This is a genomic window from Spirosoma knui (assembly GCF_054780635.1).
The window spans coordinates 175140-188840 of sequence record NZ_BAAGVY010000001.1 but is presented as its reverse complement, the minus strand read 5'-3'; the positions used below and the strand labels follow the sequence as shown (position 1 = coordinate 188840).

At 50.3% G+C, this 13701-nt stretch carries 13 protein-coding genes; 6 read left to right on the top strand and 7 right to left on the bottom strand.

Annotation, left to right across the window (positions count from 1 at the left end):
* Positions 1-63 precede the first annotated feature (63 nt).
* Complete coding sequence (locus ACYVIY_RS00745) at positions 64-1374, top strand: RagB/SusD family nutrient uptake outer membrane protein (RefSeq protein WP_460974330.1); 1311 nt, start codon at positions 64-66, stop codon at positions 1372-1374.
* Between the two features lie 102 nt (positions 1375-1476).
* Here the strand turns inward: ACYVIY_RS00745 and ACYVIY_RS00740 are convergent, their stop codons facing one another.
* On the bottom strand, positions 1477-2556 hold the full coding sequence (locus ACYVIY_RS00740) for a Gfo/Idh/MocA family protein (protein WP_460974329.1): 1080 nt from the start codon (positions 2554-2556) through the stop codon (positions 1477-1479).
* Between the two features lie 68 nt (positions 2557-2624).
* Here ACYVIY_RS00740 and ACYVIY_RS00735 point away from each other — a divergent pair, with 68 nt between their 5' ends.
* A complete protein-coding gene (locus tag ACYVIY_RS00735) occupies positions 2625-3038 on the top strand; it encodes a hypothetical protein (protein ID WP_460974328.1) in 414 nt (137 codons plus the stop codon).
* Between the two features lie 12 nt (positions 3039-3050).
* Complete coding sequence (locus ACYVIY_RS00730; RefSeq protein WP_460974326.1) at positions 3051-3473, top strand: hypothetical protein; 423 nt, start codon at positions 3051-3053, stop codon at positions 3471-3473.
* Between the two features lie 22 nt (positions 3474-3495).
* Here the strand turns inward: ACYVIY_RS00730 and ACYVIY_RS00725 are convergent, their stop codons facing one another.
* Together ACYVIY_RS00725 and ACYVIY_RS00720 are read right to left on the bottom strand one after the other, a co-directional pair.
* Positions 3496-4527, bottom strand: a complete 1032-nt coding sequence (locus ACYVIY_RS00725; protein WP_460974325.1) for a galactitol-1-phosphate 5-dehydrogenase — start codon at positions 4525-4527, stop codon at positions 3496-3498.
* Between the two features lie 83 nt (positions 4528-4610).
* Positions 4611-6617, bottom strand: coding sequence for an McrB family protein (locus tag ACYVIY_RS00720; RefSeq protein ID WP_460974324.1), 2007 nt, complete (start codon positions 6615-6617; stop codon positions 4611-4613).
* A 170-nt stretch (positions 6618-6787) separates the two neighbouring features.
* Between ACYVIY_RS00720 and ACYVIY_RS00715 the strand changes: the two genes are divergently transcribed.
* On the top strand, positions 6788-7198 hold the full coding sequence (locus tag ACYVIY_RS00715) for a hypothetical protein (RefSeq protein WP_460974323.1): 411 nt from the start codon (positions 6788-6790) through the stop codon (positions 7196-7198).
* 31 nt (positions 7199-7229) lie between these two features.
* Here ACYVIY_RS00715 and ACYVIY_RS00710 read toward each other — a convergent pair whose 3' ends face one another.
* From ACYVIY_RS00710 to ACYVIY_RS00695, 4 genes are all read right to left on the bottom strand, one after another.
* Positions 7230-7547, bottom strand: a complete 318-nt coding sequence (locus tag ACYVIY_RS00710; RefSeq protein ID WP_460974322.1) for a type II toxin-antitoxin system PemK/MazF family toxin — start codon at positions 7545-7547, stop codon at positions 7230-7232.
* A complete protein-coding gene (locus ACYVIY_RS00705; protein WP_460974321.1) occupies positions 7544-7771 on the bottom strand; it encodes a hypothetical protein in 228 nt (75 codons plus the stop codon). Before ACYVIY_RS00705 ends, ACYVIY_RS00710 begins: the two co-directional genes overlap by 4 nt.
* 39 nt (positions 7772-7810) lie before the next feature.
* Positions 7811-10279 carry a bifunctional aspartate kinase/homoserine dehydrogenase I gene (thrA, locus tag ACYVIY_RS00700; protein ID WP_460974320.1) on the bottom strand — a complete coding sequence of 823 codons (2469 nt, stop codon included), beginning with the start codon at positions 10277-10279 and terminating at the stop codon, positions 7811-7813.
* Positions 10280-10487: 208 nt separating this feature from the next.
* Entirely contained in the window at positions 10488-11792 is a 1305-nt protein-coding gene (locus ACYVIY_RS00695) for an MFS transporter (RefSeq protein ID WP_460974319.1), read from the bottom strand.
* 238 nt (positions 11793-12030) lie between these two features.
* On the opposite strand from ACYVIY_RS00695, the gene ACYVIY_RS00690 reads away from it, so the two are divergent.
* Both ACYVIY_RS00690 and ACYVIY_RS00685 read left to right on the top strand, forming a co-directional pair.
* On the top strand, positions 12031-12750 hold the full coding sequence (locus tag ACYVIY_RS00690; RefSeq protein ID WP_460974318.1) for a ferritin-like domain-containing protein: 720 nt from the start codon (positions 12031-12033) through the stop codon (positions 12748-12750).
* A gap of 15 nt (positions 12751-12765) precedes the next feature.
* Entirely contained in the window at positions 12766-13503 is a 738-nt protein-coding gene (locus ACYVIY_RS00685; protein WP_460974317.1) for a ferritin-like domain-containing protein, read from the top strand.
* Positions 13504-13701: the final 198 nt, after the last annotated feature.

Below are 13701 nucleotides of genomic sequence, written 5' to 3'. Positions count from 1 at the left end.
TTTTTGGCCATGGAATGACTGTTCATGACAAAAGATGACTCTTTAATGACTCCGATCACCATCATGAAAAAGACGTTTATAATTTCCATAGTAAGTGGGGTACTGCTCGCGCAGAATGCCTGCAAGCAGCAGGAATACCTCAATCCAAGCTCCATTAGTCAGTCGCAGGCGGTTAGCTCGATTGATGGCCTGCTGACGCTGGCTAATGGCCTGCAATACCGGTATACGTCTGGCGGTGCCCTCAGCGTATTGTACAACGCGACAGCGGGTGCCGGACTTACCACGCGCGAATTGCTTATTCTGAATGTAGGAAATACCGAAGAAGCCAATTTATCCGTTGGCGGTGGCAACGTCAATAACGGGAACGGCGTTGTGCGCAATCTCTGGACGCAGTGCAACCTGGTCCGTGCGAATGCGGAGCTAATTCTGGCAAACGTTAATGTTGCCAACAACGATCCGGGTACGAAAAGTGGGCTTGTCGCTTACGCGTCTATTTTTCGGGCCTTATCGCTCGGTACGTTGGCGCAGTTTTTTGAGCAGGCTCCCATCACCACGGGTACCAACGTAGCGTTTGTTCCTCGCGCTCAGGTATTCGCGGAAGCCATCCGTACGTTGGAAGCAGCCGCCACGCAGGTAGCAGCGACGCCGGTGTCCGCCAATTTTACGAGCCGAATTGTACTGGGTATCGACATACCGAACACGATTCAAGCCCTGATTGCGCGTTACGCCCTGTTCGCAGGCGACAACGATAAAGCCTTAGCCGCGGCTGGCCGGGTCAATCTGACGGTAAAATCGGTATTCAACTTTGACGATAACACCCGGAATCCACTGTTTGAAGCGGCTTTTGGTAACCGGAACGTGTTTGAGCCAACCGACGTAAACTTGGGGTTGTCGGGGGCATTTGTTCCAGAGGCTGGAGATCAACGGATTCCCTTTTACACGCGCGCGACACCCACGGCCACGCAAAATCGGGGAACGGGTTTCTACACCGCAAACGCAGCGGCTATTCCAGTGTATTTGCCCGGTGAAATGCTGCTTATTCAGGCAGAAGCCTCGGCTCGCAAGGGCGATTTAGCTGGGGCTGTATCCGGTTTGAATAAAGTGCGCACAAAAACGCCCGCGCAGGATGCGTTTGGGGTTGGCGCTGGTTTACCAGCCTATAGCGGTCCGCAAACTGCCGATGCGATCTTGCTCGACATCCTGAAAAATCGGTATATCGAGCTGGCGTATCAGGGTTTTCGACTGGAAGATAGCCGTCGGTTCAATCGGCCGGGACCTGGTGCTGCGGGTGCCGAGCGTAACCGCAATTTCTTCCCGTACCCACGAACGGAACGTGATAACAACACCAGCACTCCTCAGGACCCAGCCATATAGTATCTGTGTCGTGTAACCTGAAAGCGGGTTAATCTGGCCAGATTAACCCGCTTTCTTTTTGATACGTGTTGTAAGCAAAATTTGTACTACTTAACACTCACCTTACGCCATCTTCACGGGCAGACCAGTGCGGGTTGATTCGTAAATAGCCTGGAATAAAGCGACTACTTTGCGGCCGTCTTCGCCGGTTACCGAGGGCGGGCGGTTAGCGCGAATCGCGTCGCAGAATTCAGCGATTTGCAGGCCGAAATAATAAACCGTTGCGTCGATGGTATTGAAGAACGCCGTGTCTTCCGCGACGAATTGAGCCAGCAGGTTTTCCTCGCCGGGCACTGTCCAAAGATCATTGACCGGAGGATCGGTAATACTCGACATACCGGCGATAAACAAAGCGCCACCATCGGTCTGTACCCCAACCGATGCGCCGTTTTCGCCGTGTACGTGTACTTTCCCGAAGATGCCGGGCTTTTGTGAATTACTGACGATTACGTTGCCTAAACCTCCATTTTTGAACTTAATAATGGCCAGAGCCGTATCGTCCACTTCAATATACGGGTGATTCAAGTTACGCCAGACGCCATACACCTCATCAATGTCGCCCATGTACCAGAGCAGTAAATCGAGTTGGTGGGGCGACTGATTCACGAGGACACCGCCCCCTTCTTCGGCCCAGGTGCCGCGCCAGGCATCGCTTTTATAATAGTTCTCATCACGCCAGCCCAGCATCTGAATCGTACCCAGCACGGGTTTTCCAATCTTGCCTTCGTCAATGGCGCGTCGAATCCGCTGGCTAGGTTCATAAAAGCGCCGTTGGCTGATCGTACCCAAATACCGTCCACTGCGTCGAGCAGCTTCAATCATAGCATCGCAGTCTTCGAGCGACGACGCCAGTGGCTTTTCGACTAAAACGTGTGCTCCGGCATCCAGAGCCGCAACGGTTGGCTCGCGGTGGGCAGGGTGAGTTGTGCAGACAAGGCAGAGGTCGACGTTTTCGCGATGAACCATATCATATACATCGCTGTAGGCGGCAATCCCGTACTGATTGGCGAAATCTTCGGCTTTTTGATACGTGCGTCCATACACCGCGACTAATTCAGTGTCGGCGGTTTGTAGTGCGGCTTTAGCATGAAGGTGGGCAACTTTACCAGGGCCAATAATGGCAATACGAATAGGTGAAGGCATAATTAATCCATGTTGTATTCCAACGAAATGCACAATTGTCGGGTCATCTACTCAAAATCGCGATAACAATGCTACGTTGGTTGCTTGGCTTACTGCTTCTGATCGGCTTACTCGGTTGCCAAAAGAACGAGGCAAGCGTATTGCCTGCCTCCGATCTCTTATATCGATCGTGGCAGCTAGCCAAGGCAGACATTGATGGAACGGACGTAACGAACCAGTACACACGTATTGCCACATTCCAACGTAACGGCACATTTGGAAATGGGCAGCGATCATCCAGTTGCTGCGCTCCCGTTTCATTCGAAGGTGACGATAGCACACTCCGCTTCATTTGGGATACGTCCGACCCGCAATGTGCGCTTATCAACTGTAAGTTATCGCCTTTATTCGGTGATATTACGTGGCAGATTTCGGCGCTTACTTCCGATAAGCTAGTACTTATAAGTGAAAAAATCACGCTCGTCTATGAGCCAGCGCCTTAACGCCATACCCGTATGAAAAAGCTTTTCGCGTTCATTAGCCTGTTGATCCTACTTAGCGGAGCCTGCCGAGATAACTCGATTAGCTCCACGAGCGCGCTTTATCACCGCTGGCAACTGGTTCAGAAACAGATTGGCAAGAAAGCACCAGAAGCCGTTACGAAGACCACCTACATTACGTTCAATGCCAATGGCCAGATACGCTTTGAAGATAATGGCAGCGATGGCAGTTGCTGTATACCACGGCGCTTCACACGTAACGAAAAGACACTTTCGCTTGATTACGTAACTGATCAACCCGAATTCTGCAAATACGTCGATTTGGCCTGCTATTACGATTACTTAGGTGTCGCCCAATGGTCTATTGAACGGGTTGACAAAGATACCCTGCTCCTGCGCACCGGCGACAACCTATTGCTCCATAAACGCGCTGATTAGATGGATGTATCAGTACAATCCTTTAAGGTTTCAGCACGACTTTGATCAGGCCTTTTTCTTTGTCGTAGAGCCGCTTAAACCAGTCGGCTCCTTCTTCGAGCGGTACTTCAGCGCTTAGAATGGCCTCAACATTTATACGACCTGATGAGATCAGGGCCAATGCGGCTTCGTATTCGCCATTGATGGCGCAGGAGCCTTGTAGACGTAACTGACGCGTAACCACCGCCTGTAGCGGTATCTCGACCGTTGGAGCCAGATTACCGACTAACGTAACGGTTGCCCCTTTACGAACGCAGTCGATCGCGGTTTTTACGGTTGGACCAGCGCCAACAACCTCGAAGGACACGTCGGCTCCGCGTCCGTATGTAAGGTCCTGTACCTGCTTTTGTACGTCTGACTGTTTGGCGTTTATGATATGCGTAGCGCCGAGTTTCTGAGCCAGCGAAAGCCGGTCGTCGTCCAGATCAATGGCGATGATGGTGCCGCAACCCGCCAGTTTCAGGGCCTGAATTACGAACAGGCCGATCATGCCTGCGCCGACAACAACGGCTGAATCGTTGACCTGAATTGGTGTCAGACTGAGCGCATGTAGGGCAACAGCCACCGGTTCAACCAAAGCGGCTTGTGTGAAACTGACGTTATCCGGAATGGCGTAAAGAATGTGCTGCGGAATAGCAACGTATTCAGCAAATGCACCCTGCCGTTTAAAATCAGGAGTCGATACGCCCACGACTTCACGCCCATCACTCAGATTATACATCCCGCGACGGCTATACCAGTCGTCAAGCGCGTACACGGTTGAGTCGAACGTAACGCGGTCGCCAGTCGTCCAGTCTTTCACATCGGTGCCTACTTCAGCAATGATTCCGGACGCTTCGTGCCCCATCACAATCGGCGGAATGCGTCGGCCGCTGCTGCCATCCATTCCGTGAACGTCGGACCCACAAATACCCACCGCCTGCACACGTACCAAGACTTCGTTTGGCCGAATGGTAGGCTTCGGCACATCCTGCAAATCAAACTGATTGTATTCGGTTAAAACGAGCGCTTTCATACGTAGTGGGTAAGGCGGACGGAAGTCCGAGTTTGTTGCGTTTATATCCTGTTGTTTACCCAAAAAGCAGACTTCCGTCCGTCTTACTTCTGGTAAATTTTCACGAATGCATCGACTGGTACCTGATCGTATTCACCACGTTGTAGATGCGGATTGATTTCGTAGGTAACTACCTCGTCGATGGCATCTGGCATCTCGCCGAATAACTTACTGGCGGCCGAACTCGTGTATTTCTTTTTGACCCAAATCAAGCGCTGGTCAGGCTCTTTGCCCCAGGCCGCATTGTCACCCAGTACTAACTGAATTTTTGGCCAATCGTTGAAAAAATATTCCTGTAACAGGGGAATAATCCGATCACGAAACGTGCCGCACAAATCGGTGTGTGTTTCAACACCTACCAGATAAGCATGCCCAATTTGATGATCGCGGTCGAGTAGATACTCAATCCGCTCGTTCATTGCTCGCAGTAACTGCGGTAAGTCGACATCGTCGACGGAGCCGAGTACGTCTGGATTTGGCAGGATTTCCCGAAACGCAAACCGTCGACGTAACGCAATGTCGAGTAAGGCAATCGATCGATCGGTCGTATTCATCGTTCCGACAATAAACAGGTTTATCGGCACGCCAAACCGCTCCTGTGAGTACGGTAACGTCAGCCACAATTCCTGTTCTGCGCCAAGTCGTTTGTTAGCTTCAAGCAGCGTGATCAACTCTCCGAACACACTGGCTACGTTTGCTCGGTTAACCTCATCGATCAGCAGATAATGAACTGGCGCTTTCTTTAGCTTCTGGCTGCGGTTCTCAGGCGTATCGTTCAGGCAATCGGCCAACGTACCGTATCCAGCCTGTTGGATAGCCGACAGACAAGCTTTGTAGAAGATGCCTTTATGTACTTTATAAGCAATTTGATTACCAGCCACTTCAGGTCGTATACCTTCCACGAATTCTTCGTAGCTGTAGGAAGGATGAAAGGTAATCAGACTGGCATGTTTCTCCCGTAAGTAGGGCTGCAACGCATAGGTTTTGCCCGTACCCGGAGGCCCGAAAAAAATCAGATTACAAGGCTGATTAGGCAGTTCGGGCCCCGTACCATAAGCGGTTTCCGTTTCTGATACTTCGTAGTCGTTAAGGTTAGCCAGTTGACGCAACGTAACGTACTGTTCTTGCGTAAGCTCAGTACTGGTAATCCCCTGTGGATTTTGAAACACGCGCAATTCCTTCAGTAGCGGATCGCTCAGTACTTCGCTGCGCTTTACGGGATTATCAACTAACTTATCCTGATAGTGCACAGTCACCGCCCAGCGTTCCCGCTTGATTCGATCTGCGTTTTTAACGAACCGATCTTCGTCCTTGCTTCTTGTGCGTAAAGATGGCTTGTCCGTTATTTCTCCAAACGCGACAACGCCAGCATCGCTCCCCGACCGCCATAGCGTAAACTTATCGCCAGGTTTCACCCGATCTTTCACACTGGCTGAAACTCTGAACTCGGAATAAGACACTGCCGTCAGTTCGGATGAGATGTCATACAGATCAGGATTAACATGGAGCACCCAATAACGCCGTTCGTTCGTTTGCTGGGCTGCCTGATTAAAAATATCTTCCCGTAAACCATCGTTTTCTGCCGCCTGATAGATCATTGGATCATGCCGAAGCATGTGCGGTCCCCGTTTCGACGTTACAGCCAGCTCGAGCAGGCAATCCACCCAGCATCTGTGCAGAATAGGATTATTAATCAGGTGAACGTCGGAGTGCCCGACCACGATAGAAACGTAGTCGGATTTTTCGGTAAGCGGAACAACATCTATCTCTTCCGAGAAGGATAAACGCTCCAGACAATCCTTCTTAATGGTCAGACTGTATTCGATTTCTCCACCGTAAGGCCGAAAAATACGTAGTGCGGTGAAGAAATTAATGTTTGCGGTAATCGTACGCTCCTTTTCAGAGACGAACGCCAGCCGGGCATCGCCGTTGGGCAGATTGACAATATCAATCAGTTCCTTCAGCAACCCGAAGAACCGCCGAACGGCCTCGGGGTGGCCAATGTCGCGGATGCGTTCAATAAGATATTGCTGATGGGCTTCGGTTATCATAATGCGGTTAACCTTGCGAATTTACAACATTTTAGCCGTTTAATACCCAGGCCGACTCAAGCCCCTTCTTACCCATCGGGGCAAGACTGTTTCCAACCCAGTTATTTTCCACGACTCATTAGCGATAATGCTAGATGCATTACTATACGTGAATAAAACAGCATAAAGCCATGGAACAGCCAGCCCCAAAAGAGTTGAAGCGCATTTTTACGAAGGTCTTCGAAGACACAGGCTACTGCCAACGGATGGAGATTTTCAATCCTGGTCACGGCCCACACGACGATGGTAGCGCGATCGACATTTTCCTGAATGCGAATGATTCGGATCAAAGGAAGCTTGCCGACGCCATTGTCCGTTTGTTAGTCAGTGAGAAGCCACGGGTTAAGTGGGGAGCCATCATCTGGAATCGCCAGACATGGGATAACCGGGGCGGGCCAGTACCGTACGAAAGAAGTCAGTCGATGCCCCACACCGACCACATTCACATTGAGTGGGGCCCAAAAGGTCGTATGACAATGGATTTCCCCGGTTTTGAGGACAAACTGCGAGACGTACTACAAAATCATCAGGCCAATCAATAAAACCAACTGGAGTAAGCTACCTCAAGTACCTCTACAATTGAAATAGTAAGCGCAGATTCTGCTTTACTGTTGTTAACTCTGTAGCATCAAGTGCACCCAAACGACCTAAGAGTAGCGCCTTATCAATAGTAGCTAACTTACTTAGGCGAATTAACGAAGGCTTTTTTAATCCATTTATTACTGTTGGTACTATCACTACATCGGCTGGTTCTTGCCAATGTAGCTGAGTTGTAATGAAAGCAAGTGTTACATCGGCAAGTGCACTCATTAATACCACCGCTGGTCTAACTTTATTGCCCGTCAAATCAGTGAAAGGAAACGGTATCAATACAATGTCTCCCTGGTTCATTGATACCGTTCTTTCAAATCGTGGATAGTGTACAAGTCTTCTTCTTCGTTCAGGAAGGCAAAAGCAGCGGAGGTTTCGACCAATTGTTCAATCCCTTTTTGAAGCATGGACTCCTCATGCTTTTTTAAAATGTATGATGCAAAGTCAACCACCTCGCTGATTCGATCCTCAGGCAGTTGATTAATTGTCTGCAGAGCTTGTTCTACCAGTTGTCGACGGCTCATAATTCTGTTACGTTGACGCTTAGATCGAATATAACACTTTTACGCCAAATAACTCCCAATACTGACTACGTCGGCGAACACGCCAGAGGCCGTTACTTCGGCCCCTGCGCCGGGCCCTTTCACAACCAGTGGCCGATCTTTGTAACGCTCCGTTGTAAACGAAACAATATTGTCTGATCCGGATAGCATATAAAACGGGTGTTCGGGACCAACCGAGCGTAACTCGATAACCGCCTTATTATTCTCAAAGGCAGCAACAAAGCGTAATTTTTCGCCGTTCGATTCAGCTTCGGTCAGCAGGCTTTCGAAGTAAGCGTTGTTACGTTCGAGCTCTTCAAAGAAGGCCGGAATCGTGGGGGCCGTTAAACACGAATCAGGCAGCAGGTTTTTGATCGTTACGTCCTCCGGCTCCAACGGGAAACCAGCTTCGCGGGCCAGAATTAGAATCTTCCGCGCTACGTCCTGACCACTCAGGTCATCGCGGGGATCGGGTTCTGTATAGCCTTTTTCTTTAGCCTCGCGAACAACATCGGCAAAAGAAGCTCCCGATTTGAAGCTATTAAAGATGTACGACAACGTACCGGATAGAATCGCTTCAATCTTCAGGAAACGATCACCAGCGGTAATCAGGCCCTGTAACGTATTGATAATGGGCAAGCCAGCCCCTACGTTGGTTTCGTACAGGAATTTAACGCCCCGATTTAATGCCGTCCGCTGCAAACGCCGGTATTCGCTGTAAGGGCCTGAGTTCGCCACTTTGTTTGGCGTAACGACCGAAATATTCGCATCTAATAGCGATTCGTAGAACTGCACGATGTCCTTATCCGACGTACAGTCGATGAATACCGAGTTCGGCAGGTTGTAGTCTTTGATCTTATCCACAAAGGCTGGCAGCGAGGTCGTTACGCCTTCGGTTAGCAAGCGTTCGTTCCAGTCGTCCAGCGCAATACCTTTCGGGTCGAGCAGCATCTTCTTGGTATTCGACATACCAACTACGCAGACCTTTAGCAGCTTTTCGCTACGTAGGTAATTGTTCTGCTCGAATATCTGCTTGACCAGGGTTTTGCCAATCAGTCCCGTTCCAACCAGATACAGATTCAACACCCGTGCTTCTGACTGGAAGAAGATGTTATGTAGCGCGTTGAGCGCTTTCGACAGGTTATTTTTGTTGATAACAACCGAGATATTGATCTCCGATGAGCCCTGCGCTACTGCTACGATATTAACGCCGTTTTTACCCAGCACCGAGAACAGCTTGCCGGCAATCCCCGACGACTTACGCATACCCTCCCCAACCGTTGCAATGACCGAGAGATCACGCTCAATGCTGATGTTATCGATATGGCTATGCGCGATCTCCGTCGCAAATTCAGCGTCCAGAATGGCCTTTACGTTCTCAGCCCCGCGCGGGTCAATAGCGAAACAGATGGAATGTTCTGAAGAAGCCTGCGAGATCAGGATAACGCTGATTTTGTGAGCCGCCAGCACCCCAAACAACTTAGCTGACACACCCGCTACGCCAATCATCCCCGAACCCTGCACATTGACCAGTGCAATATCGTCGATACTCGAAATACCCGTAATCGTATACTGCCGCCGTTCGGCCGTTCGGCTCACCACGGTACCTTCATGCGTTGGATTAAAGGTATTCAGTACGCGGATTGGAATATTTCGGGCAAACGCCGGTTGCAAACTTGGCGGATAAATTACCTTCGCCCCGAAGTGACTTAACTCCATGGCTTCGGCGTAGGTGATCGTCGGAATGTTAAAGGCGTTTGGCACCTTACGTGGATCGGCGGTCATCATCCCATCAACGTCCGTCCAGATGTCGATCATCTCCGCGTTTAAGGCTGCACCGATAATACTGGCCGTATAGTCTGATCCCCCCCGGCCCAGCGTTGTGGTTTCGTCATTTTCCGTCGAGCCGATAAAGCCCGTTATTAGTTGCAGGTCGGTCGTTTTGGCGAAATGATCCTGAATAAGCTGATTGGTCAAGGTGTAGTTCACCTCAGCCTGGCCAAACTGCGCATCCGTCTTAATGATGGTGCGCGCATCCAGATACTGCGCCGGAATGCCCCGACTTTTTACACACTCGGTGATCACGGTTGTGGATAAGCGTTCGCCAAAACTGGTAATCAAATCATGCGTCCGGGGCGATAATTCCCGAATGAGCGATACCCCACGTAACAGATCTTCCAGTTCGTTGATGATGCCCCGTACGTGCGCAAACACCTTGCTTTGCTCCTTAATGGGAATCAGAGCCTTCACAACGTTGAAATGGCGATCTTCAATACGCCGGACCAGTTCCATATAATCGGTATTGCCGGTCGTGGCCATACGCCCAATCTCAATCAACTGGTTCGTAACACCCCCCATTGCCGAAAATACGACAGCAATCTGAGTTGCCGCATCATTATCACCACGGCGGTGATTTTCGATAATTTGAAGAACTTGCTTGATGCTCTCAACCGAGCCAACCGACGTACCGCCAAACTTAAGAACCTGCATTGTGGAAATGTGTAATGAATAAAAGCCAATGAATAATGCCGCCCGGCAAACACATGCACGTGATTAGTTAGTATGCATTATTCATTCCAAACAAAGAAGTCGTTGATGATGGCAATTGTAGCGGGCAAAGATAAAGAAAATTGAATGGGGGTTAGTCCTGGGCCTTTTGCAATTTTTGTTACGTCCTCTAACCAGCACATTAGGCCAGCTAAGCGTTTGCGGGTGCTTCTTCCGGGCTATCTTCTTTCTTACTGGTATACTTTTTGGCTTCGTCGGGTAATCGTTGGCTCCACCAGATCACAATACCCGAGCAAATGGCGCAAAAGATAAACGGAGCTTTCATGCTCACCCCCGAAAGCAGACTATTGACCAGCGCTGTGGCAAAGCTGGCCAGTCCACCCAACGCCTGAATATTGCCAAACATTTCGCCCTGTCCACCGCCTGCTTTCGTGATTTCGGTGAGCACCCCGCCAATGAGCCCCCCAATGAGCGACACCGTTAGGGCATCGACCCCACCCACAACGTATAGCAACGTAACGGACGATTCAGAGAACATGTATAGAATCTGTAAGCCAATGTTGATAATGGCAATGAGGATCACGGCCTTTTGCTTGTCGACCCGATCGACAAAATACCGAAAGAAGATGAGGTTCGCCACCACCGCTAACGTACCAAAATACATAAAGAAGTGAGCGACCTCCACGGGGCTCATGTTCAGGTCGCTCTGCGTCAGAAAGGCAATAAAGAAGTTGTAGTACCCGAAGCCCAGCGTTCCGAGCATGTTCAGAATAAAGATGGCCTTGATGCCCGGAACCTGCTTATCGGCTTCATCGAGTTGTCGCCAGAGCGTAATGACTTTCAAGGAGTTGACCGCCTTGTCCTTTAGTTCGCCTACGTCAACTTTTTCGCGGGTATCGCTGGTCTCTTTAAAGAAAAAAGCCAGCAGGATATTCAAAGCTCCAACCCCGATCAGAAACAATATCATCGGCATGGCGTCGATACGTGCTTCAGCCGACACTACCAGGATAAGCCCCGTTAACAAGGGACCGACCACAATACTCGAACCAACCAGAAAACTCAGGAGACTGGAGTATTTGATCAGTTCTTTCCCCTCGGTAATGTCGGCCACCGACGAACGCATCACGGCATACAGGCCATTCGTTCCGCCTTTGGCCGCTCGGTTTACTACGTATCCCCAGGCCTGAACCGGCAGTAGAAACAGCGATGACAACAACGAAGCTATGGTCGTGCCGATCACGACGGGTCGGCGACCAATCTTATCCGATAAATGACCAATGGCAGGCGAAAGAGCTAGTTGGATGCCAAGCATCAGAGCCGTACCAGCGGTGAGCAAAATAGGTTTGTTAGGAAGCGCGACAACAAATTTAGTCACCATAACCCCCAGTCCGTTGGCAGCAATAATATCAAGTAGTGTAATAGCAAAAATCAAAATTAATCGGCGATCCATCTTCATAACGTCAAACCCAGCGTATTGCAGCATCGATAGGTACATAGCTCTGTACGGACCGTTGAACCAAAATGATTTAGGTTCCGCTCAAAAAGCGCATAAACTAATCGAGGGGTAACAGAACGGGACGGATCAGTCGAAAAACCGCTTTGCAAACGCCATTATCAGCGGTCAATTCGGGCAGTCTTTCAAAAAAATAAATCCAAGCGCAGCGAGTAGCCGTAAGTGTTTGCAAAGTACTCAACGACAAGAGCGCTTTCGCACACATAACTTTTATCTTGAAATGAGTAAGCATCAAAATGAATTAGGCCTGCCGATGTTACCAGGTCAGCTGGAGCCGGTCATGGTCGGTCGTCGATTGTTTTTGCGCTATGCTGGGGCGGTTGCTGCCGGTGGAGCGTTGTTAGCTTCCTGCAGTAAAGACGACAATCCGAACGTACCGCCCGCAACGACGGCCGTTGATTTGGGTACGGGCGATGTAGGTATTCTGAACTATGCCTACGCGCTGGAACAACTGGAAGCAGCCTTTTATACACAGGTAATTACCACGCCGTACACGGGGATTACGGATGCCGAACGCCAGTTGCTGACCGATATCCGCGATCACGAAATTATTCACCGCGAGTTTTTCAAGGCGGCTCTGGGCTCAATGGCCATTGCGGGGCTAACGCCTGATTTCAGTTCGGTGAACTTCAGCGACCGGGCCAGTGTGTTGGGTACGGCCAAAGCGTTTGAAGATCTGGGCGTATCGGCCTACAATGGCGCAGGTAACCTGATTAAAGATCCGAATTACCTGTTACTGGCCGGGAAGATTGTATCGGTAGAAGCTCGTCACGCAGCGGCTATCCGCGACCTGCTCAATCCTAAATCAGCAGACTTCGCTGGTGATGACGTTGTGGCCGCAGCAACCGGCCTCGACAAAGCCGACAAACCATCGGCCATTCTGCCAACCGCTCAGAAGTTCGTTAAAACGACGATCACGGCGGCTAATCTTCCCATGTAAACCTGACATAGCATCATGAATCTGTTAAACATAATTTCAGAAATAGAAAAAGTTGATTCCGAAGCGAGCGAACGGTATAGCTTCTATTCGCGCCGGAATCTGTTCAAATACGGCACGAAGCTGGCTAGTGCAGCCGCACCGGCGTTCTTCGCTGCTACCGCCAATCAGGCTTTTGCGCAGTCGGGTGCTCCCTCACAGGCTGCGGTCGACGTAGTGAATTTCGCCCTGACGCTGGAGTACCTCGAAGATGAGTTCTACAAAAATGCGCTGGCCGCTGCGAACCTGATCCCAGCGGCCGACCGGGCCATCTTCACCCAGATCGGTAAGCATGAAACCGCTCACGTAAGCCTGCTGAGAGGAGCATTAGGGGCAGCGGCCGTTGCCAAGCCAACGTTTAAGTTTCCCGCGGATGCGTTTACAAACTACCAAACCTTTCTGGGTCTGGCGCAGGCGCTGGAAGATACGGGTGTGCAGGCCTACAAAGGTCAGGCCGGCACGCTGATCAATGATAAAGGTATCTTGCAGACTGCCTTGCAGATTCACTCGGTAGAGGCCCGTCACGCATCGGAAGTTCGTCGGCTGCGCGGTCAGAAAGGCTGGGTGTCCAACACAGCTCAGACTACGTTCAAGCAGGGTGGTGTTGATCTGAAAGCCCTGAACCTGGGCAAATCAGACGATGCCCTCCGCGAAGCATTCGATGAGCCGTTAACCAAAGAGCAGGTGTTGGCTATTGCGCAGCCTTTTTTGGGCTAACAAAATTTTTTCTCCAAGACGAAATCCAGACTATATCGGCTTTCGTATATACGGGAAAATGACTTTAGCATCACTGTTCAGGCAGTGAAAAACGATAATAGTAAAGGTTAGTTTGAGGAGCCGGGTAACCGGTAGATCATTGAAAGGCATCAGAGATATTCTCTGGTGCCTTTTTGTTTGCGGCTTTTTCATCCAGTC